Raw genomic sequence first — 24,988 nt, forward strand, 5'->3', positions numbered from 1 at the left:
ATTTGTGCGTTAGTAGATGTAGAGTTCTCTTTTTTTATCGGCTCTACGCGAGTTAAATTTTCCGGTTAAGGTTCCGCCCATTACAAATGGCAGAAACTCACCTTTGTCTTCCCATATTTCAAAAACATTTCCACCTGTGTTCATTTTTTCAAGCGTTTTTATTAAAACATTCCGATCAAAATTATCCGGAAGAGATGGAATCATTAATCGATAACGGAAGAGAATGTATTTTCTCGTCATCATAGGAGAATTTACCATTCCTCCAATACGGAAATGTTCGATTCCTGCTTCAGAAGAACGATAAATTGAAAAATATTGTATCTCATTTGAATCAACATTTGCGAGAATTTGAATCGATTTTAATTTCGCCGAAACAGCAGGTACGGTTTTCCGGGAAATTTCTTTAAGAAGCAGTCGGGACTTGAATTGATCGTCACTTTCTCCTGGTAGTTTGGATAATTCCAGCTCAATTCCCCATTCTGCAAGTCCTTGGGAATCCGAGCTGTCGAGCCAGATTTGTCTGTACAACCAACTGATTTTTTCTGAGCGATTATTTAGTATGGATAAAATTGATTTCAGTCCACGATACCAAAGTGATGTGATCCCCTTGTCACGTATTGTATGCCTTTGATTTTTCCAAACCCAGTGATCGAATTTGAATAAGTAGCGGTCAGGCATATACTTCTCCAATGATTGCGTAACCTGATGCTGGTTCAGCTATTGAGCCGGCAGGTACATCCACATTTCCGGGAGGAACAAATTCAACTTCGATACAATTTGGAAGCGATAGATAAAGAGCCTTTAGATTTGCATCGATGAAATCCTGACCTTCAACAAGAGAGAGAAAATATCCTTCGCTAATTTCATCCAAAATACTTTGAGAAGGAATTTTATCGGAAGAACTGAACTTGACATGAACGATCTTGTCAACCTGAGTGGTGTTCAAGTTCTCCACGGACACATGAGCGACTCCTCCGGGATCATTTTCTTCAAGTAAAAAATGATCTTCGATTTCGGCAATTTGTACAGACGTTAATGATCCTGAAGCTCCCTGAACAAGAATTTTTACTTCTCCATTCGTACCAAGAGTTTTAGCGCTTTTAAAAATCGCTCTTTTTACATAGGTAAATTTTTCGGCTTCTGAAACATACCAGTCCGGAGTCCACATAGCAGATATTGAATCGTGAATTTTGATTCTCGACCTGACGAAAGAAATTGATTCCCTGAATTGTCCTGTCTGAACCGGATCAGGGTTTGGGTTTGTAATATAATCAATCCCATCGGGAGGCGAATCAATTAAAACGATTGAATCCTGCACTACATTTCCAACTGGTCCTGTCAGAAGACATTCAACGTCCGCTTCAATAGTAAATTTTCCATTGATATCTGCGGAGACATTGGCGGGCAAAATAAAAGAATCCAGAATACGAAAACGAATTCTGGTTTCTTCAGCGCCATCCGTTGAAACAACAAGACCTTGTGGAATTTCAATATCCTGAATTGGTTGAATTGAAGAGCCAATCCTGCAACGGATAACACTTGGTAGTTCTGGTTTCCATTTCATTCCTCGCCGAATCAAATGTTCCTGCAAATCTTCTTCCTCTGCTGTATGTGGATGAATCGCTTTTTGTATTGATACAAGATTAATATCTACGAAAAGATAGAGTGCGTTTCTGATTGCACGAATGAGAGTGGAGATTTTTGACAAAGGACTGAATGCAAAATTTTTGAATACGCTGGAGTTTTTGATTTCAGTCATCATCTCAGTTTCAATTTGGGTTTTGGTTACATTCAGATTCATAATTACCTCATGATATAATTTTTCAGGGTCTGACCAGACTTTAAACGGAAATTCAACGATAGCCGTTTTTCACTCGTTAGTTCAACATCAATTGAATCAGGATCAATCAGAGGATTGAGTGCGAGGATTCTCTCGGCATCGCGGACTCTGTATCTGTCATCCGATTCATCGGAATTGGTAGCGAGTCTTTGTTTGCTGTAAATTCCCGGGTAATCTATATCATCCGCTACTCCCAGTTCGAGAGATTCCATAACTTGATAAAGAACGCATTGCATGATATCCGGTTCTGTCGCCAGATCATTTGAACCTGAATCCAGGAATAAATCATATAACTCAGTTGGATCATTGGCTAAATCCATCAGGTTCCTCCTTTCGGCGGGCCGGAAACCGATGGACCAATTGGCGAGTCCGTATAATCTGTAAGGTGCGAACTAAGTCCGACAGACCCAGGTGTTCCTTCGAAAGCAGTAACTTCTTGTTTTGCCTTGACGTTTCCCGTAGTTTTAATGTCGCCTAACGTCTGCTCTATATTGCCATTTTTTATAGTAAACTTTTTTCCTTTGAGGTCAAGTTCGACTCCCAACGAATCAAATTTCCAGGTAATCGCCCCATTGTTATGGCTAACTAAGATTTCTGTCTGATTCATTTTCACCGAGTGGATTTTTGAGGCTTTAAACTCAATTTCATCGTATTCATCCACTTCAACTAACGTATATTTTTCGGGACTATTATCCCGCGAGATAATTACACATTTGGATCCTACAAGAGGCTTTCCTTTGAAAAACCATGTTACATCGTGCTTAACTTCGTTTCTTACTTTTACCTTGCATGAATTTTGAGATACCGACAAAATTGTTCCGGATAACGGGTAGTGCATCGGATGACCGATCTTCCACGCTTTGACAATTGCCGAGATAATGTCTCTTGCTTTTTCCATCAACTTCGAATCAACCTCCCTTCCTGTTTTTGAGGCGGAGATTCCGGTTTCTTTTTTGGCTCTTCATAAAAATATCCCGGAAAAATTTCTTGCCTGTATTTTGCATTTCCTCCATCGAAGTTTTTTATGATCTTATTCACAAAAGTTTTCGCGCTTCTTGACGTATCCTCCAAGTCTAGAATTTCTATTATCTGGGAATGTTGGACAGATGGAAACCCAAATGTAGTAAATTTTCCGTTAAACCCGGAACCGCATTGTTCCGCAAATAGTTCTTTTGCTCTCGAAGTTGCCTGCTTCTTATCCAACCCGTCGATCTCGTAATACTTTTTTTCTCCCTTGATTCCGAACTGCCCAGAGTATTGAGTTCCTGTTTTGGGATTTTCACCCCTGACGATAATTATGAAATCTTTTTTCAAGCGCGGGATCAAACTATCCTCAATGATATTGTATTTGAATTGAAAAACTGGAATATCTTTCGAAGATCCACTTTCTGTTCCTGACGCGGCTTTGGATTTTGTAACCTTTTTATCTTTCTCTTGAGTGAATGCATTTCGTTTTACAAAAGCTTTCTGAACGCACAATTTCCAGTCTCGGAAAAATACATCGAGTCCATATTTTGCGCTTAGTTCCCATAGTGCAAATCGACCGCTTTTGTTCGCGCAATTATTGATTGAAATCGTCTTTGGCGCTTCTGGGTCGATCTTTAGTGTAATATCTTTTTTGATTTTAGAATGAAGGCAATCCTGCAGAAATCCTGCTAGTGGGTGATTATTATAATTTCTCTTCATTGTTTGAAGCTGACAATAGTGCATAGGGTCTACGCATTTGATTTCAAACGGAATCGTTGGACTTACCTCCCTGACATATCCCGAAAATTCAGGGAAAAGTCCGTACTGTGTATAGCCGGCTTTCCAGGTCACTTTATCATCCGGCTTTATATCGTCTTTTTTCAAATTCTTGTATTTAGGAAGTTTAACGACTAACGTATCTGTAGGAATTTCACGCGAGGTTTCAAGAATCACTTCGCGAACGATGGGAATTTTGAATTCCCCGATTTTCAATTCCTGATCCAAGAGCAACATTACTTCAACCTCTTTTCGCAGGCGACCAAGTCTGCTTTCGATACAAGTGCCGGAATAAAATATTCTACTCCTATATTTTCATAGGGTTGAGCGTTCAGGTTTTCCTCTCTCAATAGTCCGGCAAAATGTTCTGTTAGATAATAGAGAAGAGAAATGGACTCAAAAGTATCGCCTTCTTCTGCAATGTGAAAAGTCGGCTCTGTCGGAATATCCGGAATGTTTAACCGGTTACCGGCTACAAGATTTTCCCAATCCTTGATATGAGGATTGTTATCCCTGATTACAGGATAGAGTTCCCACTTATTATATAGCTTGGCAGAAATTCTCTGCAGGGTATCATTTTCCCGAATCGTATAGATCACAAAGAATCTCCCGTAGAATCAGAGCCAGCTTTGTCGAGAGCGTAATCTTCTTCGTCTGAAAGTGCCGTCAGGATGATTGGCTGGTTATATTGTATTCCGCTGTCCGGAAGCTCAAATGTTTTCAGAACAATATTTTTGATTTTTAATGCGTTAAGTCTATCGTTAATAACAGGCAGAGAAGTTTGTTCGATCCAAAGCGATCTCAGTTCTTTGAGTTTTGACAGCATGGATTGCAAAAGCGGAAGCGAAAAACTGTATGTCGCCGCAAGCAGGGTAAATTCTATTCTCACCTGCCAGTCATCAAACCCGGACATCTCTTTAATTGTGCCTTTACGTCCATTGATCTTGGTAACTGTAATAATCTTTTCCTGACGAAGACTGATTTTTGTCGCCGAGGGGAACTCATATCCGAACAGCTCGTCTCCGAGCGTTAGGCGATCTGTGTCCCCAACCAGAAATTCTGGCGATATATATCCTGCGGGGGCTGCGGCAGGCATTATGCGCTTACCTCTTCGTATTTTTCAATCTCTGCGAATAACGCATCCCCGATAATTTCCAGAAGATTTCTTTTGGCATCGGATGAGGAACTCATGTTTACCTGCCCGATGAGATTTGCAATGGACAATGTGATTCCTTTAGAAGACTTTCCCATTCCCGGAATTGAATTTTCTTCTTCGTCGGAATATTTCGGAATTATGGGAGATTTGGTTTGCAGATTTTGGTTGAATCTCTGCATGATCGGATTTGAATTCACTGGTTCAGAATCCATTCCGCCAACGATTGTTCTTATAATTGACCGACCCGAACTTGTCAGAGAAGACAGAGGCCCTTCATCTGCATCTGAATGCGGAAGAAGTTTTCCAATCGTATTTTCAAAAACTCCGGAGACGGTTTCCTTGAGCGCTGTCGCTTTTTCTGCGATTCCATTTTGAATTGTATCAATCAATGCCGATCCTGTATCTTTTACATTCGTCCAAACATCCGAAAGCCCTCCGGCTACATCGCTCATCATCGAACCTAAAAGAGATTTTCTTCTTCTGATCCCATCAACGAAAGTTTCAACAAATGCAGAACCCGATCCGGACAGGTTGGACAACGGTCCTTCATCCGCGTCCGAATGGGGAAGAAATCTTCCGATAGCTCCGAGTAAATCGATGACCGATTCTTTCAGAAAACTCACTCCTGAAACAATCCCTCCGGCAAATGTCTTTACAAATTTATTGCCGGACGTTTTCGCCAAATCTTCCAGAAAGTTAAATCCTATCCTGATACCGTTATACAACAAAGTTCCAATCATCGCAAACGGACTGACCATTCCAAGTAGAAATATATAGATCAGATTTTTTCCCCAATCCGGCAAAAAACTCCATGCGTTAGCTACATCGCCCGGAATCGAAGTCAGAAAGTTTTTTATCATATCCCAGTTTTTAATGATTAACAAAGGAAGCCAGATAAATGACCAGAGAGGAAGAAGAATCAATCCTATAATCCCTCTCATCCAGTCCGGCATTCCAGACCACCAGCCTTTTATCTTATCCCAATTTGCTATGAGTAGCGAGATTGCTACAATTGCGGCAGCAACTCCCAGAACAATCCATCCGAATGGATTTGATACAAGTCCGATATTGACAGCAATCATGAATGCACTAAACGCACCTTTTAACAAAAGCATTCCGCCTAACGCAACTCCTGCTATTGTTGCTATCTGTAAAAATGTTCCGATAAAGGATGCTATTTTTGGATTGGCTGCCATCAAATCATTCAGGCCTTCAAGTAATTTTACAGTCAGACCAACGACACTACTGAGCGGACCTGTTTCAATCGCCTTACCGACACGATCCTGAAATACACGCCATCCCTCTGATGCACGGTTTAGGAGCATAGGTAAACTATTCAGACGTTCTTGTTCCATTTTTGTAATGAATGAAAAATCCCTGTTTTTCGTTGCATTCTGGAATTGTAAGATATTCTCTTTGAGTTGTCCTGTTACTGGAACCAAAGCTTGAACTGCTTTTAATCCTTCCTCCGAAAATGCCTCGTTTAAAATCTTGGAATTTCTTGTCAGATCTCCTCCCATTTTCTTATTGATTTCATCAATCATATCTGGAACAGATTTCAGTTTGCCCTTTGCGTCAAATGCAGAAAGTCCAAGTTTTTGCATTCCCTCGACCGACTTCGATAAAAAGGCACGCAAGGAAGTTCCTGCAGTACCGGGAACCATCGTATTCAAGAGAGTTCCTAAGACTGCTGACTGCTCCTCAAGTGAAATATTCATACTCGCGGCTGTTGAACCTAAAGAGGTCATTGCCTGTTCAATTGTTGCACCATCCGCTCTGAATATATTGGAAGCCATTGCAATATTATTCGCTATGATTTTTCCAAACATGATATTATCAAATTTCTTATCCTTATCCAGAATTGGATCCATTCCTTCCGAATAGATTTTCTTAAACTGGTGATAGGTCATGCCGAAGAGCTTACTCATCTGCTCAAAATTTCCTTTTGTGGCAAGAGCTGCGCTTGCCACCGATTCCGTGAACCCGGATAAGGAAGCCGAATCCAGATCAGATATTGCAGATTTTATATCATAGACACCCGTTAGGATTGCTTCCTTAGTAAGACCGGTTCTGATCGACAGACGATAGGCGCTTTCGGTAATTCCATCCACATCAACCTGTGTCAATCCAAGCGATCGAATGTCTGCTTCGAGTTGAGAAGTCTGCATCCTCGCATTCAGAAAAGATGCGGTTAAGAATCCTGCGGCCAGTCCGACGGATAGAATGGCGCCTCCGGCTTTCATCTGGCTGAGAGCTTTGTCCATTTTGATCACATCTTCGTGAGTATCTCCTAACGTCTTACGGAATTTGTCCCATTTGTCGTTGATTTCCGACAGCTTGGACGTAGCGAGGTCTTTCAGCGATAAAACTACACCTAATTCAAAAACGCCTTCCATTCTATTCTCCGTTAAATGCCTTCACTATCGCTCTGGCGAAGGTGAGCATCTGCACATGTTGGATGTACTCAACCTCTGCGGCCAAAGTTTCAACCAACTCATCCATCTTCTCGTAACTGGAAAGATCATCCTGTTGCAGGGCTGGGTATTCGATGATCCTTCCAGGGAAATAGTGCCGAAGCAAAACTTCGAGTGCTCCATGTCCTTTTACGAGAGACTGATATTTCAGCCCTATAGCTTTTTTGCCGAGGTCTCCTGTGTTACTGCACTCAACTCTGCGATTTTATTTCCAAGCGGGATGTAAAGCCCGGGAGCTTCCTTGTCCACCCAGGATTGCACCACATCAATGGATGGATAAAGTAAACATGAGCCGACAAGAAACTGCATCGAGTCTGACTGCTTTTGTTTTTTTGCTCTCTCCAAAACATCGTCGAGAAGAGCCCGGCTTGGAAGCCTGACAATCACCTTCTTGTCGCCGGTTGTAATCAGGTGGATGCCTCCACGATTCTCAAATTCTTTTTTCAACACTCCAATTGATTCTTTGTGTTGTTCGAGAAAATCGTCGTTGATATCCGCATACGGTTGTGGAAGTTTATCGAAAGCGCTTTTCAGCGTTTCGTTTGATGCTATAATCGGATTGATATTCATTTTGCCTCCTTAAACAAATGCCAATATCGGAATTGACAGTAACTGCATTTCGAGCGGAACTTCAACAGCTCCGGACGACCCATTCTTGAAATCAGCGTTGTATTTGCTGATCATTGTCAGTGGTGCCGTATAGGTAAAATCCGGTCTTCCCTGGGCAGAAATTCTTCCCACCAACGGACAAGGAGGAAGTTTTTCCAATAGCCCTCCAAATGGGATAGCCAGTGTTACTAACTTTTCCATTTCCTCGAAGTTAATCGAGACCTTGAGATTTCGTTTGTAATTTTTTCGTGTGTACCCGACGATCTCTCCCGATTTTCCATACGTTAGTTCCACTTCGCAAGCATGGTCAAAACCAAAGCTCGAAAAGTTCACCATGTCATATCCGAATATTTTCAAACTCAATCCGGAAAAACTATAATTCTCTAATACTACTTCACCTGGCATATATCCTCCTTACCTATTTCGCAACTGCGAAGCTTGTTTCCCATTCAATCGCGGTTATTCTGTCTTTGATGAACATTTTCAGTTTTGCCTTCAGGATTTTGTCGTTCTTGAAAGTGTTGTCCGGATCGAGTTTTATTTCGTGACCGGAAATTTCCGCTCTACCCTGGGCTTCCATCTCCTCCGAGATTTTACTGTCGATGGTTGCTTTGAGAAAATCCAATCCTCCAGAACCGGAATTGGCTTCTGTGTCCTGACCCAGAAACGGCAAAGACTCGCGGTATAAAATACGATGCATTTTATCTGCGCGTCTCCTTTCGGGAATCTCCTTGAAGTCAGAATCGGGAGCCGATTTGATTTTGTCTTTTGCGATATAGACCCCTTCAAAATCAGGATAGATTTTTAGGACAGTCAGACCGCTGTCGTGCATCGCGTCCATATAGTCCTGATAGCCAGTCTTCCAATGCCTGATCGTTGCAAAAGTCAATGACCTCATTTCCATTACATAACCTGCGGATACGTTAGGCGGAGCAGATGCGAGCTTTGCTGTCAGAAATGTCGCGGCGTTTCTCCATTCACCGATTATTTCCAATTGATCGTTAACGGCAGAATATCCTCCGAATGCCTCGATACCTCCGGGAATATATTTTCCTTCCGCAGTAACGATACAAACCCGGTCATGAAAGAACGGGTCCCACTCATCGAGCAGTCCCTGGTAATACTGAGCCTCTGTTTGTCCGGTTGCGATTGTCTGTCCTTCCAGAATTATATATGTCGGAAGTTTTTTCGCGACTCTCATCTCTTCGAGTATTTGAGCACAGGAAACTGCAACGGATCGAACAAGCCCTCCGACAAGATGAATGGAATACAATCTGTATTCTTCCATCAATGCTTCGATTGCCGTGAGCTTGGAAGACACCGAAGCGGAGGGACCGGTAATTGCAAATGTAAAAGTATCTCCTGTTTTAAACGTATTGGCAGGGGTGGAACTGTTTACAAAAGTTGTGCTTACTCCAACGTCCAGAGAAATTGCCGATCCTGATGCCGGTGTAATGAGAGGTGATCCGAATGTTTCGCCTCCATCGGTTGACTTACGATACTCGGCAGTCTGGTGAGCCCCGTCTTTTGTGATTTTTAAAATCACAGTTCTTGAACCTGTCGGAGTTCCGGATATTGTCGGAAGTGCTACCTCTCCGATATTTCCGGCTCCCTTGACCGGAGTTGCTATCGACCCTGCGGTATCGTTTACTGGTCGGACACACAAAACAGGAACAGGCTTTTGTCCCCGCGCCTGGTCAAACTCCTCGTAATACTGTTTAAGAGAATCGAGCAGAGCGCCTTTCACGAAAAGGTTCTTAGCCTGATTGTAATTCGACATGAGATAAATCTGATTCGCATTACCTCCCTCGGCTTCTCCGACCTTTGCATGAATCCGGTCATACTTGAACTCGCTGAAATTGATTCCCCCGTCTTTGTGATAGGTGATTACATCAGGTGTTGCCATTATTCAGTCCTCCTTTATTTTTCCTGGAACTAAATCCGGTTGACGATGAGTCTACAGTTTCGTCTGACGCACTCGTAATATCAGCCGGAGTATTTGTCTTTGGAGTTTCCTTTTTAATCGGAGTTCCATCGGGATGGGTCCCTGCAAATTCTCTGAATGCGTTGTTTAGATTTTCTTCAGTTGCATCTGAATCCGCCTCCATTCTCAGGTGTTCGATAAATCCTGCCGAAAGAGCCGGCCTGATTTTATGTTTTGCGATAAATTCCTTAACTTTCATTTTTCCTCCGTTATATTGTTTGCACTTCCACCGGTTCGATAGCTTCTGTTTGTGCGTTAGTCAAACTCAGGTTTTCTTCTATTTCGTGAAGACCGTCTGAAAAAACGATCTCTGCATAAATCTTGTATAATCCGAGTTCTCCCGCAGGATCGGACACGATAGCACATCGTCCCGGGTAAATCTCTATTGTATTCTTTTGGTCTCCCAAAATTCTTTGGTGAGTCGCAAGATACAAAAGAGTCTGATCGATTACTCCGATATCACCTGGCTGAATTAAAGGTTCGCTTCCGGTTTTGCCGGGTGCGGATATTACATCCAGTTCCGGCTCGCCTAACCAGAAATTCAAAGTATAGCGATACTCCATTTTGAAGTGTTGTTTTAACTTTCGAATGTATCTGTCGCTTCCGGAAATTCTGTCGGACAATCTGATAACCTTTCTCTTGTTTGGAACCGGACTCACAGGAAGATATTTAACGATACAGAACGGAATGAGTTCCTGAAACCTGTCCGTTGGTGGATCAATCTCTAAAAACCTTTCGGGAGAAACCAGAGATGTTCCGCCTAACGCAATTCCTGCGACTAAGTTTTTCAGATAATCAATATGAATTTTTCTCACTTGAAAATCTCCTTCAAAGCGTTCGACCAGTTCTCTTTCATCTGATTGAAACTATCGTCCATCGCAGGACGAAAATACGGTCTTGCAGGAATTCCCTTCGCCTCATAGCCAAACTCATGAGCGCGGGCATAAGGACTCATAGTACCGACTTCGTAGATTCCAAGGCTGTGCTTGATTACTTCAAACGAACTCGATAGATCGCCTTCTCCGATAAGTATCAAATTGCTTTTCTTCTCTTTCGCTTTTACTTTGAGAGTTTCTTCTTTTAGAGAAGGCCAATCCGATTTGTATTTCTGTCGTCTGATTCCAACTTCAACATTTCGTTGCAGTAGTGCGGCATTTCTTCCTGTAGCTCTCTCGACGCTTGAACCAAAATTCCCGACAGCTTTTTTCAGCATAGGACCAAACGAATCTGTAATTTCAAGACCACTCATCTGAGATGCACCCGATTTCCTTTTGCAGGCTGATACACTTCAAACTCGATGATCCAATAACCGTCGATTCTATCTACAGGCTGAATCCGTTTAATGAGCCACTCCTCATCTGAATTCCATGGTTCGTCCTCTAATATTTCCCGTTTTATGATCCTGCATTCCTGATTGATTTCGGTTTCGTGATCTTCGAGACCGTCAAACTGCAAAAGAATGATTGCAGAATATCCTTGCGATTCTCCCGAATCTCTCTTTTCTGACGACTCTTCATTTATCCAATAAGCGCGAACGGATTTTAACGGCGTAAAATTCTTCTTTTTGAGTGCGTTCAGATTTCCGCTCAGAGAATCCGGCTTCAAAAACGTAATATCTGAGTTCAGATATTTTTCAAAACCGGATTTGATTTGAGAGGATGCGCTCATCATTCAACCCCCGGATAAACAGATGCATTTTTCCCAGCCAGGGTTTTATATGCCTTGTCCCGAAACACTTTAGCTTTTTCTCCTCGCTCTTCTACACTGAATTTTTTGTAACGCCTGCTTTCTCCTCCCTGACCGCCGACCTGAATTTGTTCTGCGTCAAGGCTCTCCTGAAAACCGAACTCTTCGACAATATCTGCTTTGACTAAAAGCACTTCTGCAGAAAGAAACTGGGACGTAGGATTTGACTCCGGATATGTAAATCCCCATTCAATGATCTGATCCTTTGCTCTCTCTGCCGACGAATCGAGGAATCTCTCCCAGATGGTTTTTCCATCCGAGAGAGGTCTTGAATCGTCCATGTCCAGAACGTAAGGCTTTACAGAAACAAGCTCTTTTAAGTCAACAAGGGGATTCAGCATGTTGTTCCTATGCGTGCTTGGATTTCAGATGACACGCCTGGTCGAATAATTTTCCGAAGCCGGCATAAACGCTTATAGCAGTCTCGTTGAATTGCTGATTGATGACTTTATCGACTTCGATGATCGAAGAATTTTTCTCTTCGTAATATACCATCATGGAATCTTTTTCGTAAGTGAACCAGTCCCAGTTGGTCATTGCGTCGTGAGTTCTCCACAAAATGTTGAAGAAGTTTCTGATCTCTCCGGTCTTGACAAATTCTTCCTGCAGATTCAGACTTTGCAGAGCCTTGAAATTGGTTTCATCGGCAAGCATATCGAGTAGAGTTTGCTTGGACAAAACAAAGTGAGTCCATTTGTGACCCTTCGGTTTCTGCTTGATGAGTATATCCAGAAGGTCTGAATATTTCGGCGTTGTAGTTACTGTCGTTGAAGCTGGAGCTTCCGATCCGGTATTCCCATCTCCTTCAATTGCAACCTTCAATCCGAGTTGCGCCATGTCCTGGCTCATATTGTATCCGATTCTTTGCAAGAGAATCGAAAGAATATTCACTCTCACTCGCCTTTGAGCTTCGTAGCTGATCTCGATATCAGTTCCGAACTTCTGCAATTTAACAGAACCTTCTTTTGTCTTGATGGTAGATTTTGTAAGCCTCGAACCCTCCACAGATTTTTTCATCTTTGCATTTTCTTTTGTGAAATCAAGGGCGATCTGATCTATATTCGCACCAGTTACAATTTCTTTAGTTGCGTAAAGGTCTTCGACTCTCAATTCTCCTGCATCATAATTCATCCCAAGCTGAATCTGGTCGGATATATAGGCAGGGACAAGAATCTTTGAATTCGGAGTCCTGAAAAAATCTTCCAGCATTACCCGTCCGGAATTTATATCGATTCCTGCGGATAAAAATTGCCGCTCAATTGGAGACAATTTTCCGGCGTCCGATTCTTTCGGATCAAAACCTGCCTCCAGTTCCTTTTTTTCGACATACTCTGAAAACGAAAGATTTTCCTCGTTGGCATGTTTGTACATTTCCTTGTCGAGTTTAATTTCTTTCAGGTCGGCTTTTCTGATTTTCAGATTCTGTTTTGTGGCCACAGCCACTCCGACTGCAAGATTTAGTTTCTGGCAATTCCCGAATGAACCGTCATACAGATACTGTCCAAGGACAGAAATATCCATGTGAAATCCCGTAAGCTTGACCGCCAGGGCAGTTACGGCTAACGCTACGAAAGCAACTAACACATATTTTAACTTCATACTTTTTCTCCTTTGATAAACCGGACGAGTTTTTTAGTTGTGTCCTGTGAGATTACGATGACCAACGTTCCGGCAGTATTTACTTTCACTTTCCCGCTTGCATCACTGGATAGAATTCTTCGCCCATATCCGGGATCCGCACCTGAATACTCGAATTCAAATACTCCGTCGATTTTCATTCCTCCGATTTTGTCAGAGTCAATAGATGCTATCTGTCCTTGTATTTCATCTCCGTTGCCACCAACCGACATTGTCATTTCGTTTGTTACATTGCAGACTTTCCCCACATCGGCTGCTACGAGTCCGCCATGATTCATCGCCGCAATCAGCGGCTCTTTGATTCCGTCCCAACCGACGGTAAATGGATCTGATATTCCCATTTTGTATTCTCCTTATTTCCTTACTGTTATGTAATCATCCGGTTTTCCGGATGAAAGACCTGTTTCGCCTGACGCTCTTGTAATATCCGATGAACCACACTGGTTGCACTTAACCGGAAATTTATCTTCGAGCTTTGCTCCATATTCCTGACACAGAGCTTTCGATTGTTCTAAGTTCGCATTCTGGATCATGGAAACCATTGCAGGCGATTCTTTCCCGTTCACGAAAACACGGTAGGCTTTGAGAGCCGCTTCACGATATCCCTGCAAAATTTTCTTTGGTTCATCGAGAAGTCCTGAAAGTTCAGATACTTTTTTCTCGAAATCAAATCCGTCCGGAAATTCCCCAAGAGCAAATAAGGTAGCTAATTTTTTTAGATTACCTTCCGCCGAAGTTTTCTCAGTTTTCAATCCGGCAATCTGTTTCTCCATCGACTGTAACACAGAAACCATTTGATCCGGATTCAATTCCACTTCTGTATCAGTCTCTTTGAACCCGAGTGAAGCCACTGCAACGCCAAGCACCTTCAGTAATGCTGTTTTAATTTTCAAACTATCCTCCTTTGGTTTTTCTTCTGCCCCAGTATCGCCTGACGCACTTTGCGACAAGTCTGCTTCTCCGGAAAATTCTTTGTCTTCCTGAAAGTTTTCTTCCCGCGTTTCACTTTCTTTATCAAAAATAATTCCGTTATTTTGGTTTGCGAAAAGTTTCTTCGCGTTCGGGTCTGCCCCGGCATATACGACAGAGACCTCGGGGACTGAAAGAATTTTCGTGACTACAAATCTTACGATGGAACCTTCCAACTCCTGTCCGAGAAACCAGTAGAATCCATCCAAATCCGGATGGGATTTTTCCCAGAGAAAATGAATTCCGGCAGAAACCGAATCCAGAACCGGAGGGTCTGCCTGCAATCGCTTGATCACATCATCCGCGAAATCATAGTAGAGACGGAAAAGTCCATCTATCCCTTCAAGACCTTTGGAATTTGTCCACTCAGGATTGGAAATCGTTCCAATCGAATCTTCGATCGAAGTAAAATGATTGCGAAAAACCTTTGTTGAAAATAGAGATAGAGCCGATTTCAGAACATTGTCTTTTGTGAAATCAAGATAATAATCCGAAATATACGTTTTAGATAGAATCCGGAACAGGAACTCCTCATACCGTAAACCGGATGGAGTGATTTTATTTGCAGGAGATGACTGAACAGCCGGAGCAGTTTCCAAGTTCTGTCCTTTTATTTGAATTGGTTGTGGAATGAACGAACCGCAAGCGCGAAGACCCACAAATGCCTTGCCGGAAGTGTGAACCTTGACTCCACACTCAAGACTCGCCCAGCCGGACGAATCGAAATTCAACTTTCTTTTGGTCATCTCTTTATTCATCCGGGAACTCTATCTCTACTTCGAGATTCTTATAATTTTGAATTCTGAGAATCGCTTCCTGCAATTCCCGGATTCTATCTATCATCTGAAGATCATCGTTCAATTCAGGATTTTCCGATCTGCTTACGAGATCACCAATCGGTTGCTCGATGTATCCTTCCGATTTGGGCTTTTTAATTCGTAGCGAGCGGATTTCTCGGATGCCGTAACGATTGAATTTAACTGTCATGCTAATAGTTTTAGCACAGTCTCAAATCAGTCGCAAGGGCGAAGTAATCGCTAAATAGCTCAACTTGCCGAACGATTTTTTACAATTGGTTGGAGTGGAAAAAATAGAGGTTTTGCGGATTATTTTTTTACTGCGTAGTAGAGTTCTTTGACCTGATCGCGAACAGATTCAGGAATGTTTTCCAAAGGATATTCGCCTTTGACGATTTTTTGAACCTGCCAAAGCCAAGACTTATGAGATAATTTGTAGTCTTCTTCATTAATCCATTTTGTCATGGCGTAAATTGCCTGAACATATTCAGGCAGGAGAAATGAATATTCTTCTTCCTGAAGAGAATAGACCATACCAAAGACCTCTATCGTATCCAGGTCTTCATCGTCTGCGATCACATCGGCAATGATTCGTTTGATTATTTCTGCACGGGTCATCATAATATCTCAAGCCATTCTTCAACTTTAGTCTTTTGCGGGTCAAGCTGAAAAAAAGTTGATATCTTGTTTGAATCCGGGTCAACTGTAACCAGCCCATTGTATTTTTTTGAATAGAAACCAAATCGTTTGTCATTGTAACGATAATAGGCAAACACACGATCAAAAGATTGTAGTATATCCTCGCTCATTTTGACGTATTCTGAACTGTCGTTTGCTCCAAATTCGGCTCCATGTTTTCCGAATTTCCTGTCAATCGTTGCTGTATCCCATACCGTAGTATTTCTTAAAGCGTCAATACGATTCAGCAACTCTTGAGGAGTGAGATTTTGGAGTTCGCTGTATCTCTGGGATGTTTTCCATTTTGGATCAGTAAGGTCCGCATTACTTGTATCAAGTGTTCCACTAAAAAATCCCCCTCCGGCTTTCTCAATCTTTGTTTCAAAACTCGCTACTACAATCGTCCGGCATCTCGGATGATAGGGAGGGAGTTGATTTTTCAGAACGCCGTTTTTTCCGACAAGGTCTTTTGTCGGGAGAGAGTCGTGTTTGTCAAAATTCAGGAGGGGATTTTTGAATTTGTCCGTCCAGAATTTAGGGTCGGCAGGATATTCCGATGTAAAATCTTCGATAAAATTTACAGCAGTTTCGATCTCAACAATCCTGCCATTCATGATCCGGCAGGTCAAGGAAGTTTTCTGGTCTAAAATCGCGATGATTTCCAGATGTTCGATTCCAATTTCTTTCAGGCGATAAACCCGTGAAAAATTTCTTGTCCGGAGAATTTGCCCCCGGACGATAAAGTCCATCTTCTGAATCAACTCTCCATCCAGATTTAAACCAGAGCCAAGAAGTTCTTCTTTCAGGCGATTGATCGCTCCTTGAGTGTTTCCTGTATTCAATGCTTCCTCAACAGCTTGAGTAAATGCGTCTTTGTGATTGGAAAAAGTATTTCCGATATCGAATTTGTAAGCAGTCTGGAAAAATTTCAGAACGTCTTTATTTGCCGGAAGTTTTTCTGCATCAGATTCCTCCTGAAAACTTTGTCCAACGTCCCAGGATTCGCTTAAAACTTCCCTGAAACTACTTTTCATTGCATCTGGAAAATTTTCCCCGAGTTCCGTCTGAATCAGATCGATGATGAGTTCGACTGCATTATCTTTGTCGAGATGTTTAGAAACCTCTTTTAACGTGGAATAAACTCTGGTTTTGTAATCGTTGAAAAAATTCTTAACAAAATTCTCTTCAAGAGTGTTGTAAATTTTCTCCTCATCGGGCGAAATGGCTCCGAGTTTTACGAAATCGCCTAACTTACAGCAATGTTCTGTTTCTGTGAGCGCTTTTTTTTTTCGAAATCGACGTTTATCAGATTTTTCAGGTCGGATTCCGGATTTTCATCCGGATTATGTCGTTTCGGTTGTCCGTCACTTTTCTCATGCCCGAAATCTTTTTCGTAATAGTGTTCATTTGTGTTCATGGAAGGGAAGTAAGGGTAAGACAGCCGACCGGCTACAATTTGGCTTAAAATCGATTTTAACGCGTTTTGTGAATTTTGAATTTTTGTCGCGCTTTCATAACCGAGTTCCTGCGCTCCGGTATCAGGATCAATGATCCCGGAAGCGATTTTTTTTAGCACATTATCGATTTTTAAGCTGTCTGATCGGTTGCGGGATTCATCAGCCTGTGCCTCTGCCAGCGGATCCAGTGACAAATTGGATTTCCAGACTCCTTTTACCTGACCAAATTTATATCCTTTCAACCTGAGATGAAGCGTTAGTGCTTTCTCTAAAAAGCGTTTTGCCGGATGCCTGATGTTTTGGGCTTTCAATTGAAACAGTCTTCCTGCAATTTTTGCATAAGACTCAGTTACAGAATAGGATCTTCCGAGAATAAACAAATCAGTGTCTATGCCGGAGGCAATCTGCTCTTCCTGATAACGGGCAATGTCGGAAAATCCGCCGGACTTGTCCGATGCCACAGAATGATGCTCGATTTTTGTACCGTCGAAAGCGGCCATAAACCCGGAGCCGGAATTTTTTTCGAATCCCTCTTTCGCCTCTTTCAAAAATTTTCTATTTTCTTTTTCAATATCTGCGTTCGGTGTGCCGGGTTTTGGGGCCGGCTTCTTGAAGAGCGCTACGATAAATCCGAGAAGCCCCCATTTATTGATGTGCTTGTCAACATTCTCTCCCGTTTTGTGCTGGGACAAAACCCATTTCAAAGCAGAAATAAAAGGAGGAATTCCGTATGGAGATTCTTCTGAATTTTCTATTGCCTCGTAGGAATATATTTCAGGATTTAAAGTGGCGTATGTTCCATTTTTCGTTTTCTGCATCGGTACAAATTTAAAACGATCTACAATATTTGTTTTGGAATCAATGGGCTGCTTTTCAAAAACCACATTTTTCACAGGGATCAAACGAATCTCTTCCACTTCCGAAAGGTCGAGATTCGGCACGGCCTCCGCAGAGAGCGCACCTGTTATAGCAGTTTGTCGGATTAACCGGTTCAGAATTCCCGGATGTAAATCAAACCATGAATCAATTTCGTTTTGGAGATTTACTTTTGCTTTATCGTCCACTCCGGAAAAGTCCCACGTAAGGCCAGTATTTCCGATTGAGATAACTCGCTTTAACGCCTGACTTAAATCAGGTGTAATGAGTACAAGTTTTTCGATTGTATCCAGCATCTCGACGGGATAGTCAGGATATACTTTATTTGTAAAATTCAAAATCTCTTGTTTTTGCTCAACGAATGGTTTCAGAACGGATGCGAACTCAATAAATGAACTTGAATCCGAAGAAGAATCTGCTTTAAAAAAACTCTTGATTTTTTCAATAATTCCCATATCAATAAACCGGCAATGTGCCTGCCCCTCCGATTCCTCCACTCAGTTCATAGGCAAGGCGCATACTGTTCAATGCCATCCCGAAGTGGTTTTCAACTTTCTTTTTGAATGAATATTTTGGTCTGCCGAATTCATCCTCGCCTCTTTCCCGAATCAGCATCTTCAAATGATATTCGAATTCTTCCATAAGAACCAGATCAGGCCCGTCCAGACGGGATTTGTCTGGAAAAATAAAAAGTCCGTTTTTAATCGCATCGACTGTATCCTGAAGGCTTTCGTCCCGATTGATATTCAGCACTTCGATTTCATCTTCCGAGTTCAGGACATCTTCTTCTTTCAGGGAATATTTTTTGGAAAAATACTGAATCTTGATCTGTTCGGGAAATATCTTTGCAAGCCGGACGCTCCAACTTTTATTCGGCATCGCGTCAACGATTCCCTGATAAACGGCAAAACGAATGATTGAGCGATGAATAGAATCGTCATCCAATACGCTGAACTTTGCAAGACCGATGATTCGTATTCTTGCGTCAGTTGTAGGCTCGCCGAAAACCATGTGAACCGTATCCCCCTGGTCGGCTCCCATGTAACTATAGGACTGGGAAATATCATACAAACCATGATCTCCCTTTTGCGAGTCAATGACAGATTGAGTGACAGGCTTTTCTTCATCCGTGCTGTATGGCCAGCCAATCACGGATATGTAGAGATTTTTTCTTTTGATATGTGAATTTGCGTTTTTCCAGAGTTGATAAATTTCAGTCGGAGTTTTGTAATTCAAAAACATCTGAGAAATTTGAACACCTGTATTTTTATGCTTTCTCTTCGCCACATATTCGCCTTTCTGATTGTTCAAAGGCTTATGGCATTTCTCGCAGGCGTAAAAATATTCCACCTCTTTCGTTTTATTTTTCTTTCCGAAAACTTTTTCAGGATCTTCGAGAAATCTGTTTACCAAGTCATTCCAGTGATTGCAACTATCGCATTTGATCAGATAGAAATTCTGATCTGAGTCCATAAACTCTGCATGGATTCCGAAATCCTCAATGGACGGCTGAGACCCTGCCATGTCTTTGGCAAAATTGGAGTGCAAAAGCCTGTCTGAAATAAATCCTGAATTTTCAGGGTTTTGTTCATCGACCTCATCCCGAATCGTTATGTCTGCGTCAAAGGATTTCACATCTTTGAGATTTGTGGTTCCGTTAAAGCTGAAAAGTGACTTCCCGATATTTTTAATCCGGACGTTATTTACCTCGGATTCTTCAGTGACCATTTTCTGGAAATAGGGAGAATGCTTGATAATTGGATCCCAGCGATATTGCACAAAAGCTTTCATTGATTCTCTATCCGGGAAATAAAATCCCCCATTCAGATTTTTTCCATTCGTGAGCCAGAGAGCGCGTCCTATCATCCAGGTTGAGAAACCAATCTGCGCAGCTTTCATCGCTATCAGTTTTTTTGAATTGGAAAATTTGCGAGTCATGGAGCGAAAGCATTCATGACCTTTGAATGAATACGGCTCGTATTTCCCGTTTGACCGGATTTGAATTTTGGTAGTGAGAAATTCTTCGAGGGTAGTTTTGTCATATTCACGGTCGCCAGCCTCTTTGAATTTTAGTAGAAATTCCTGTTCGGTAGCTGCAGAAATCATTTCACCACCTTTCCTTCTACCTGTTTTGGTTTCGATATTATATCAAATCTTGCAGTCAGTTTGCGCTGAATTTCAGGCCATGCGGTTTTTATTGCTTTCCGGACAGATGGAATTTCATTCAATACTTCAAGCAAAATCTCTGCAGACTGCATCGGAGAAAATCCGGACTCTTCATCCTTTTCCAGTTTAAGCTGAAACTCGCTGATAGCCTTGAATGCGTATAGCATTCCTTCGAGGGTTTTTGCTTCTACAATTGCTTTACCAGACTCGTCAACAATCTGGTTGTATGCGGCGTTGATTAAGGTATCTGTCTTCGCAAAAATTTTTGATCTTTGTGTAGAGGCCTGATCGATAATTCTTTTTCTGGCAGCATTGTCTACAGCCTTCCGCTTATCTTCCCATACTTCGCCGAGAGCATCCGGTTTTTCTGCCCAGTTGCGTATCGTGTTGGCAGTAATTTTCGGAAAGTCGGATTTTAAAATTCCTTCTATTTGCTCAGGATTATTTCCGAGCAGAAACAAATTGAATGCGCGATTGATTACCGATTGGTTATACATTTTTCTCCACAAACAAAAGACTATGAGAGTCCGGGCCGATCATTTTAATCAGATCATCGCTTGGATATAAAATGCAGCTCCCGTCATGATCTTTGTATTTTGAGCGGGCATTTCCATAAGGGTCATGCACAAAGGCTCCGAGAGTATTTCCGTTTTCATCTATCCGAAATCCAACGATGCAGATAATATGCCCCTTTGCTCCAGGTAAATAATTGGAAATATTGATACCGGTAACAACGGGTATTCCATTAAGAACATTCTCCCTGACTTTATTCCAGACATCCAGAGTTTTGAAATAATCGACTCTTTTTTCAAGTCCCCATTTCTCAAGATACTCATTCAGAATTCTTTTATGCACATCCCAGTCATATCTTGTTTCTCCTTTTTTCAGCTTACTCATCACGATTGCATAATAGGCGCGATCATTGATATCGTAACTAACGTCCATAAAAGTATCCCAAATCCAGTTCCAGAAATATTTCATCGACTCAATGAAACATTGCGAGGAAAACTCTGGGTTTCCTTTCGTGTCATAGTTGTCCCTCTGAGTGGAATACTCCGGCATTTTTGGAATCAGAAAATCCTGGTATCTCAACATACGTCAGACACCTTCAACCGGAAGTTTTCCTACTCCGAATATTGTTTTCAAAACACCCTGCCTGACGAGAATCATCAGTATAATGAGAACAAGAATTATAACTACCGATACGACAAGAAAGATCACCATGTTGGCGGATTTGTTTGCATATTCAGCTTTCTCGTCAGAGCAGGTTTGCAGTTTATCTCTGAGAGTCTGATTTTCTTTTTGGATGGAAGCGGAATTTTTCCCTTGCTCCAAAATTGTGGACTTACAGGAATCCAATTCGGAGAGAATCCATTTCTTTTCGGTTGAATCGGGTAACTTGTTTATTGCTCCGGATTTTACCGCTTCAATTCTTTCTGCCGTCGTTTTTCCAAGGTCAACATTGCGAACATTGGTCGAAGCGCATCCGAGAACCAAAGCAAAGAATAGTGCGATTGAAATTTTCATAGCTCACGGCTCCTTGTATTTAAATCCCCGCTGTTTTTTGCGATGGATTGGATTTTCTCCAAAAGATCATCTTTCGCCTGAATTCTTGTCCGCTTAACGGACGATTCATTGATACGCTTTCCGAGATATAGTCCTCCCTGGCCGAGAGCCGCAATCGCCAGAATATTCATGAGAGACAATTCTTCAGGAAGAATCTGAATATCGATGAACACAAAATAAATAACGCATGAAACAAACAGGAAAAATAAAATCCATGTCCTGAAAGTTGTGTCGGAAAATTTTCCGGTTTTGTCGTCAGTCCAAATCCAATTTATAAATCTCATCCTACCTCCTTGATCTCAACGTTGTCCGAGTTTTTTAAATCCCGCAGGGTTTGCAGACTCTTCACTAATTTTTCAAAAATTGCTTTCTTCGGTAGAATAACGCGAAGCTTCATATCGTTATCTTGGGCGATTTGTGAAAAGATATTACCGATTGAAGAAAGGGATTTTGAATTTATTGCGCGGACATCGACGAGTTCAAAAGACAATTTTCGGTTTGCAAACGGGAAAGAAGAGACAAGCTTTTTGAACAGAAGCAACATATCCTCCAGATCCTCATCCTCCCTTGGCCGCAACGTATCAGAAAATCCAATTGACAAACCCAGCGAGTCTATATAAATTCTTGCAGGATGTTCCAGGATTTTCTCTACCAGCTCGATTAACTCTTTGTTTTTTTCGAGATAACTCTCGATTTTGTCGATATGAGTTCTCTGAGCATCAATCGTAGTTTGCAAGGTCTCGATAACCCCGCGCAGCTTTTTAACTTCTGCAAGAAGTTCCGATGCCGTGGGCTCAATTGCCGGTTTTTGGAAAAATTTCCAGATATACTTAAAAGAATCTTTGATCTCGTTTGCGAATTTTAATATAACAGAAAAGAATAATACAAACCCCAATGCAATTAGCGACGGCAGCCCCATTTCAAATAGTTTATCTTCCATAACCCTTCCTAAAAAATGCCGGATGCTTCCATCCGGCGAGTAACGCACAAATTCGCTTCCGAATCTGATACATCAATTTTACAGGAGGTAATTGGAATTCACAAGGGCGAACGAAACTTAAGTAAGTGCAATTTGCCGAAAGATTTTTCTGGTTTGATTAAGCGGGTCTTAATTTTACGGATTATTCAATTTCACGCAATTTTCTCTGACGGGCAAGAAATGAATCCAGATCGGATTTCAAAAATACTTTCCTTCTGGAATTGTATGAGATTTCATAAATTTTTCCGTCAGCAACATAACTGTAAAGAGTTCTGCGCTTCACTTTCAGATATTCAGCAGCCTGGTCGGGCCGCATAATCTCGCGCGAATCTTTTGGAAGAATAATTTCCTCTGCCGGAATCAAAGGTTTACCCCCAGACATTAGTGATGGCTGGACAACTCTTAATAGAGAACCGTTTTTTGTGTAACCCTTGATAGACATTTCTTTGCGTTAGACGCAAAGCTTTTTATTTTGTCAAGGATTTTTTATTCTTTCGTTAAATTCCTAAGAGTTGTTTCTTTTTTTGTGTAAATTCTTCCTCAGTTAAAATTCCTCGCTCTTTTAAGCTTGCTAATTTTTCAATTTGTGATGCGATATTATCTGTTGAGTCCGATGGGATGTTCTGAAATTGCATCCACCGAGTACAAATAATATTGAACAACTTGTCGATTAATTCTTTCTTAGGCATGTTCATGGCCGGAAAACAATCCGATTTATTTCCTGCAGAGAGTAATAAAATGTCTCCCAATGCACCAGTGCGTTCAACTCCAGTCACATCTTTAAAATAATTTTGCTGAAAGCTTACAGCTTTTTTAATGATAACTCGATCTTCAGTTACCAAAACAAAAAATTCTCCCCGACTTCCTATTTGATCAATAAAACATGTGGCGATGAATTTCTCTTTAAGTGGATCGAAAGAGGAATATTCTTTTATTTTATCAAAAATATTTTTTGGAATATCGCTTTGATCATCAGCAAAATAGTAAGTTGAACCCATAATCTGTTTAAATGTCTGTTTCATGACTATTTCCTCGCTGAGCCATATATTAATGTCCCTAATGTAACTCCAACCTCAGCCATAGGCCGATCCCGTAAGTTTGGGTCAGAATAGGTTTTGTCTATTTCACGGCAAATTTTGAGGGCTTCTGTTGCATCGTCTCTTTTCAAAAAAAGATAAACTAAGTCCAGGCAGGCGATATTCTGCTCAGTTATCGAAGCAATGATCCAATCATGTCCGTTGCCCTTTTTCAATTTGTTTACTCTTATCATTAATTCTTTTTGAGATTCCAGCTTTTCAGATTCAGGCTCATTTGGTTGGGTCGGTCTTTCACTGGCTTCCTCCGTGGAATCTTTCGTAACAAAATCTCCTTTTACTTCTTTTTTTGAGCCTCCTGAGAAAATGGCGATAAAAACAATCAGTATGAATCCCGAAACTATTGCCTGAAGATAATAGAAAAGAAACTTCTTTTGACCGCTCAAAATGGTCGATTTTGCAATTGCGTAAAATCCGATAAACGGTGCTAAATATTTTATTACTTCCTCTGCATCCAGCTTTTGTTTCATAACATCTCTCCCTTTTTCAAATTCTGCCGGTCTTTCAAAAATCGACAAGCCTATTTCTTTTTAAAGCAAAGTTAAATGGGAGACATAACTTTGCGGAAAAAAAGAGAAAACAGCGAGTTTTTTTTCTTGTCGTACAAAAGAAATGTCTCTCCTCTTGATATACTATACAAAAATAAGGTAAGCGAATGTTGCCGGAAAAAGTGCGAAAAATGAGAGTACTGGAAGTCCTTGTCCATACTATCGAAATGTACAAAGAAGAAGACATCTCGCTTGAATTTTTAGACGAGTGTGTTGAGGAAATTGAAAGTATTTATTCACATTTTTAGAATCAGCCGGGGTTGCCCCCGGTTTTTTCTTTTAGCTTACATCATAGGCAGAATAGTGAGACATGCATGTCCCGCAAATGTTAGGCCTTTTTAGTCCTGCGGCCTCCCAACATTCTTGATCATCCATACGCTCGCTATCAATTACCGTTTCCGATTTCGAGACTTCATTGCATAAAGATTTGCCCGTTTCATAGTAGAAAGTTAGCTCCCCATTTTTTGATCTGCCCTTAAGCTCAAAAATATGGGATACTAGACTATCCTCTAATTTCCTGAATTTAAATCTCAACTTTTTAGAATCCCGATATTGGATTTCTTTATCATATTCTTCATTTAGATTTTTCATGAAAATCCTCCATTGTATTAGCTATAACGATGAAGCTCGAATTTTCAGTTGGAAATTCAAAACTACATCGTTATATA

General features: G+C 41.3%; 33 protein-coding genes and 1 pseudogene. All 34 read right to left on the bottom strand.

All coding sequences use genetic code 11. From position 1 onward, the window contains the following. Positions 1–9: 9 nt before the first annotated feature. Complete coding sequence (locus HS129_15000) at positions 10–678, bottom strand: hypothetical protein (protein ID MBE7413343.1); 669 nt, start codon at positions 676–678, stop codon at positions 10–12. Further along, on the bottom strand, positions 671–1,801 hold the full coding sequence (locus tag HS129_15005; protein MBE7413344.1) for a baseplate J/gp47 family protein: 1,131 nt from the start codon (positions 1,799–1,801) through the stop codon (positions 671–673). Before HS129_15005 ends, HS129_15000 begins: the two co-directional genes overlap by 8 nt. A 2-nt stretch (positions 1,802–1,803) precedes the next feature. Beyond that, positions 1,804–2,163: a hypothetical protein gene (locus HS129_15010; GenBank protein MBE7413345.1), complete on the bottom strand. Its 360-nt coding sequence runs from the start codon at positions 2,161–2,163 to the stop codon at positions 1,804–1,806. Further along, entirely contained in the window at positions 2,160–2,738 is a 579-nt protein-coding gene (locus tag HS129_15015) for a hypothetical protein (GenBank protein ID MBE7413346.1), read from the bottom strand. Before HS129_15015 ends, HS129_15010 begins: the two co-directional genes overlap by 4 nt. After that, positions 2,738–3,820, bottom strand: a complete 1,083-nt coding sequence (locus HS129_15020) for a hypothetical protein (protein ID MBE7413347.1) — start codon at positions 3,818–3,820, stop codon at positions 2,738–2,740. Before HS129_15020 ends, HS129_15015 begins: the two co-directional genes overlap by 1 nt. Next, on the bottom strand, positions 3,820–4,182 hold the full coding sequence (locus HS129_15025; GenBank protein ID MBE7413348.1) for a LysM peptidoglycan-binding domain-containing protein: 363 nt from the start codon (positions 4,180–4,182) through the stop codon (positions 3,820–3,822). The genes HS129_15020 and HS129_15025 overlap by 1 nt, the downstream gene beginning before the upstream one ends. Beyond that, complete coding sequence (locus HS129_15030) at positions 4,179–4,679, bottom strand: hypothetical protein (GenBank protein MBE7413349.1); 501 nt, start codon at positions 4,677–4,679, stop codon at positions 4,179–4,181. Before HS129_15030 ends, HS129_15025 begins: the two co-directional genes overlap by 4 nt. Next, on the bottom strand, positions 4,679–7,135 hold the full coding sequence (locus HS129_15035; GenBank protein ID MBE7413350.1) for a phage tail tape measure protein: 2,457 nt from the start codon (positions 7,133–7,135) through the stop codon (positions 4,679–4,681). Before HS129_15035 ends, HS129_15030 begins: the two co-directional genes overlap by 1 nt. 1 nt (position 7,136) lies before the next feature. Then, positions 7,137–7,319 carry a hypothetical protein gene (locus tag HS129_15040; GenBank protein MBE7413351.1) on the bottom strand — a complete coding sequence of 61 codons (183 nt, stop codon included), beginning with the start codon at positions 7,317–7,319 and terminating at the stop codon, positions 7,137–7,139. A 47-nt stretch (positions 7,320–7,366) separates the two neighbouring features. After that, positions 7,367–7,777, bottom strand: a complete 411-nt coding sequence (locus HS129_15045) for a hypothetical protein (GenBank protein ID MBE7413352.1) — start codon at positions 7,775–7,777, stop codon at positions 7,367–7,369. Positions 7,778–7,792: 15 nt separating this feature from the next. Then, positions 7,793–8,227: a hypothetical protein gene (locus tag HS129_15050; GenBank protein ID MBE7413353.1), complete on the bottom strand. Its 435-nt coding sequence runs from the start codon at positions 8,225–8,227 to the stop codon at positions 7,793–7,795. 13 nt (positions 8,228–8,240) lie between these two features. Further along, positions 8,241–9,728, bottom strand: coding sequence for a hypothetical protein (locus HS129_15055; GenBank protein MBE7413354.1), 1,488 nt, complete (start codon positions 9,726–9,728; stop codon positions 8,241–8,243). Then, positions 9,715–10,005: a hypothetical protein gene (locus HS129_15060; GenBank protein MBE7413355.1), complete on the bottom strand. Its 291-nt coding sequence runs from the start codon at positions 10,003–10,005 to the stop codon at positions 9,715–9,717. Before HS129_15060 ends, HS129_15055 begins: the two co-directional genes overlap by 14 nt. 10 nt (positions 10,006–10,015) lie before the next feature. Then, complete coding sequence (locus HS129_15065; protein ID MBE7413356.1) at positions 10,016–10,621, bottom strand: hypothetical protein; 606 nt, start codon at positions 10,619–10,621, stop codon at positions 10,016–10,018. Next, the gene (locus HS129_15070) at positions 10,618–11,055 is read right to left on the bottom strand and encodes a phage virion morphogenesis protein (GenBank protein MBE7413357.1); all 438 of its coding nucleotides are present in this window, start codon (positions 11,053–11,055) and stop codon (positions 10,618–10,620) included. The genes HS129_15065 and HS129_15070 overlap by 4 nt, the downstream gene beginning before the upstream one ends. Then, positions 11,052–11,474 (bottom strand): hypothetical protein, encoded by a 423-nt coding sequence (locus tag HS129_15075; protein MBE7413358.1) that lies wholly within the window; start codon positions 11,472–11,474, stop codon positions 11,052–11,054. Before HS129_15075 ends, HS129_15070 begins: the two co-directional genes overlap by 4 nt. Beyond that, positions 11,474–11,893 carry a hypothetical protein gene (locus HS129_15080; GenBank protein ID MBE7413359.1) on the bottom strand — a complete coding sequence of 140 codons (420 nt, stop codon included), beginning with the start codon at positions 11,891–11,893 and terminating at the stop codon, positions 11,474–11,476. The genes HS129_15075 and HS129_15080 overlap by 1 nt, the downstream gene beginning before the upstream one ends. A gap of 7 nt (positions 11,894–11,900) precedes the next feature. After that, complete coding sequence (locus tag HS129_15085) at positions 11,901–13,151, bottom strand: phage capsid protein (GenBank protein MBE7413360.1); 1,251 nt, start codon at positions 13,149–13,151, stop codon at positions 11,901–11,903. Further along, positions 13,148–13,531 (bottom strand): hypothetical protein, encoded by a 384-nt coding sequence (locus HS129_15090; protein MBE7413361.1) that lies wholly within the window; start codon positions 13,529–13,531, stop codon positions 13,148–13,150. Before HS129_15090 ends, HS129_15085 begins: the two co-directional genes overlap by 4 nt. A gap of 12 nt (positions 13,532–13,543) precedes the next feature. Beyond that, on the bottom strand, positions 13,544–14,917 hold the full coding sequence (locus HS129_15095) for a hypothetical protein (GenBank protein ID MBE7413362.1): 1,374 nt from the start codon (positions 14,915–14,917) through the stop codon (positions 13,544–13,546). Beyond that, positions 14,910–15,146: a hypothetical protein gene (locus HS129_15100; protein MBE7413363.1), complete on the bottom strand. Its 237-nt coding sequence runs from the start codon at positions 15,144–15,146 to the stop codon at positions 14,910–14,912. Before HS129_15100 ends, HS129_15095 begins: the two co-directional genes overlap by 8 nt. Positions 15,147–15,265: 119 nt before the next feature. Beyond that, positions 15,266–15,577, bottom strand: a complete 312-nt coding sequence (locus tag HS129_15105) for a hypothetical protein (protein ID MBE7413364.1) — start codon at positions 15,575–15,577, stop codon at positions 15,266–15,268. Continuing rightward, on the bottom strand, positions 15,574–16,668 hold the full coding sequence (locus tag HS129_15110) for a hypothetical protein (protein ID MBE7413365.1): 1,095 nt from the start codon (positions 16,666–16,668) through the stop codon (positions 15,574–15,576). Before HS129_15110 ends, HS129_15105 begins: the two co-directional genes overlap by 4 nt. A gap of 212 nt (positions 16,669–16,880) precedes the next feature. Beyond that, entirely contained in the window at positions 16,881–18,422 is a 1,542-nt protein-coding gene (locus HS129_15115; protein MBE7413366.1) for a hypothetical protein, read from the bottom strand. A gap of 1 nt (position 18,423) precedes the next feature. Beyond that, positions 18,424–20,073, bottom strand: a complete 1,650-nt coding sequence (locus tag HS129_15120) for a phage terminase large subunit family protein (protein ID MBE7413367.1) — start codon at positions 20,071–20,073, stop codon at positions 18,424–18,426. Further along, the gene (locus tag HS129_15125) at positions 20,070–20,630 is read right to left on the bottom strand and encodes a hypothetical protein (protein MBE7413368.1); all 561 of its coding nucleotides are present in this window, start codon (positions 20,628–20,630) and stop codon (positions 20,070–20,072) included. Before HS129_15125 ends, HS129_15120 begins: the two co-directional genes overlap by 4 nt. After that, on the bottom strand, positions 20,623–21,228 hold the full coding sequence (locus HS129_15130; GenBank protein ID MBE7413369.1) for a C39 family peptidase: 606 nt from the start codon (positions 21,226–21,228) through the stop codon (positions 20,623–20,625). Before HS129_15130 ends, HS129_15125 begins: the two co-directional genes overlap by 8 nt. A 3-nt stretch (positions 21,229–21,231) precedes the next feature. Further along, complete coding sequence (locus tag HS129_15135) at positions 21,232–21,660, bottom strand: hypothetical protein (protein MBE7413370.1); 429 nt, start codon at positions 21,658–21,660, stop codon at positions 21,232–21,234. A gap of 101 nt (positions 21,661–21,761) precedes the next feature. Next, positions 21,762–21,974: pseudogene (locus HS129_15140) on the bottom strand (hypothetical protein). 5 nt (positions 21,975–21,979) lie between these two features. Continuing rightward, a complete protein-coding gene (locus HS129_15145; GenBank protein MBE7413371.1) occupies positions 21,980–22,639 on the bottom strand; it encodes a hypothetical protein in 660 nt (219 codons plus the stop codon). 181 nt (positions 22,640–22,820) lie between these two features. After that, complete coding sequence (locus HS129_15150; protein MBE7413372.1) at positions 22,821–23,120, bottom strand: helix-turn-helix domain-containing protein; 300 nt, start codon at positions 23,118–23,120, stop codon at positions 22,821–22,823. 55 nt (positions 23,121–23,175) lie between these two features. Then, positions 23,176–23,373 (bottom strand): SHOCT domain-containing protein, encoded by a 198-nt coding sequence (locus HS129_15155; GenBank protein ID MBE7413373.1) that lies wholly within the window; start codon positions 23,371–23,373, stop codon positions 23,176–23,178. A 329-nt stretch (positions 23,374–23,702) separates the two neighbouring features. Further along, positions 23,703–24,242 (bottom strand): hypothetical protein, encoded by a 540-nt coding sequence (locus tag HS129_15160; GenBank protein MBE7413374.1) that lies wholly within the window; start codon positions 24,240–24,242, stop codon positions 23,703–23,705. 357 nt (positions 24,243–24,599) lie between these two features. Continuing rightward, positions 24,600–24,911: a hypothetical protein gene (locus tag HS129_15165; GenBank protein ID MBE7413375.1), complete on the bottom strand. Its 312-nt coding sequence runs from the start codon at positions 24,909–24,911 to the stop codon at positions 24,600–24,602. Positions 24,912–24,988 lie beyond the last annotated feature (77 nt).

The sequence above is a fragment of the Leptospiraceae bacterium genome (assembly GCA_015075105.1).
GTDB lineage: Bacteria > Spirochaetota > Leptospiria > Leptospirales > Leptospiraceae > JABWCC01.

Excerpts from the sequence above, each read along its gene's own strand:
- HS129_15000 (MBE7413343.1), bottom strand. The coding sequence starts at position 678 with ATGCCTGACCGCTACTTATTCAAATTCGATCACTGGGTTTGGAAAAAT.
- HS129_15005 (MBE7413344.1), bottom strand. The coding sequence starts at position 1,801 with ATGAATCTGAATGTAACCAAAACCCAAATTGAAACTGAGATGATGACT.
- HS129_15015 (MBE7413346.1), bottom strand. The coding sequence starts at position 2,738 with ATGGAAAAAGCAAGAGACATTATCTCGGCAATTGTCAAAGCGTGGAAG.
- HS129_15020 (MBE7413347.1), bottom strand. The coding sequence starts at position 3,820 with ATGTTGCTCTTGGATCAGGAATTGAAAATCGGGGAATTCAAAATTCCC.
- HS129_15030 (MBE7413349.1), bottom strand. The coding sequence starts at position 4,679 with ATGCCTGCCGCAGCCCCCGCAGGATATATATCGCCAGAATTTCTGGTT.
- HS129_15035 (MBE7413350.1), bottom strand. The coding sequence starts at position 7,135 with ATGGAAGGCGTTTTTGAATTAGGTGTAGTTTTATCGCTGAAAGACCTC.
- HS129_15050 (MBE7413353.1), bottom strand. The coding sequence starts at position 8,227 with ATGCCAGGTGAAGTAGTATTAGAGAATTATAGTTTTTCCGGATTGAGT.
- HS129_15055 (MBE7413354.1), bottom strand. The coding sequence starts at position 9,728 with ATGGCAACACCTGATGTAATCACCTATCACAAAGACGGGGGAATCAAT.
- HS129_15060 (MBE7413355.1), bottom strand. The coding sequence starts at position 10,005 with ATGAAAGTTAAGGAATTTATCGCAAAACATAAAATCAGGCCGGCTCTT.
- HS129_15070 (MBE7413357.1), bottom strand. The coding sequence starts at position 11,055 with ATGAGTGGTCTTGAAATTACAGATTCGTTTGGTCCTATGCTGAAAAAA.
- HS129_15075 (MBE7413358.1), bottom strand. The coding sequence starts at position 11,474 with ATGAGCGCATCCTCTCAAATCAAATCCGGTTTTGAAAAATATCTGAAC.
- HS129_15080 (MBE7413359.1), bottom strand. The coding sequence starts at position 11,893 with ATGCTGAATCCCCTTGTTGACTTAAAAGAGCTTGTTTCTGTAAAGCCT.
- HS129_15085 (MBE7413360.1), bottom strand. The coding sequence starts at position 13,151 with ATGAAGTTAAAATATGTGTTAGTTGCTTTCGTAGCGTTAGCCGTAACT.
- HS129_15090 (MBE7413361.1), bottom strand. The coding sequence starts at position 13,531 with ATGGGAATATCAGATCCATTTACCGTCGGTTGGGACGGAATCAAAGAG.
- HS129_15095 (MBE7413362.1), bottom strand. The coding sequence starts at position 14,917 with ATGAATAAAGAGATGACCAAAAGAAAGTTGAATTTCGATTCGTCCGGC.
- HS129_15100 (MBE7413363.1), bottom strand. The coding sequence starts at position 15,146 with ATGACAGTTAAATTCAATCGTTACGGCATCCGAGAAATCCGCTCGCTA.
- HS129_15105 (MBE7413364.1), bottom strand. The coding sequence starts at position 15,577 with ATGATGACCCGTGCAGAAATAATCAAACGAATCATTGCCGATGTGATC.
- HS129_15110 (MBE7413365.1), bottom strand. The coding sequence starts at position 16,668 with ATGAAAAGTAGTTTCAGGGAAGTTTTAAGCGAATCCTGGGACGTTGGA.
- HS129_15115 (MBE7413366.1), bottom strand. The coding sequence starts at position 18,422 with ATGGGAATTATTGAAAAAATCAAGAGTTTTTTTAAAGCAGATTCTTCT.
- HS129_15120 (MBE7413367.1), bottom strand. The coding sequence starts at position 20,073 with ATGATTTCTGCAGCTACCGAACAGGAATTTCTACTAAAATTCAAAGAG.
- HS129_15125 (MBE7413368.1), bottom strand. The coding sequence starts at position 20,630 with ATGTATAACCAATCGGTAATCAATCGCGCATTCAATTTGTTTCTGCTC.
- HS129_15130 (MBE7413369.1), bottom strand. The coding sequence starts at position 21,228 with ATGTTGAGATACCAGGATTTTCTGATTCCAAAAATGCCGGAGTATTCC.
- HS129_15135 (MBE7413370.1), bottom strand. The coding sequence starts at position 21,660 with ATGAAAATTTCAATCGCACTATTCTTTGCTTTGGTTCTCGGATGCGCT.
- HS129_15145 (MBE7413371.1), bottom strand. The coding sequence starts at position 22,639 with ATGGAAGATAAACTATTTGAAATGGGGCTGCCGTCGCTAATTGCATTG.
- HS129_15150 (MBE7413372.1), bottom strand. The coding sequence starts at position 23,120 with ATGTCTATCAAGGGTTACACAAAAAACGGTTCTCTATTAAGAGTTGTC.
- HS129_15155 (MBE7413373.1), bottom strand. The coding sequence starts at position 23,373 with ATGAACATGCCTAAGAAAGAATTAATCGACAAGTTGTTCAATATTATT.
- HS129_15160 (MBE7413374.1), bottom strand. The coding sequence starts at position 24,242 with ATGAAACAAAAGCTGGATGCAGAGGAAGTAATAAAATATTTAGCACCG.
- HS129_15165 (MBE7413375.1), bottom strand. The coding sequence starts at position 24,911 with ATGAAAAATCTAAATGAAGAATATGATAAAGAAATCCAATATCGGGAT.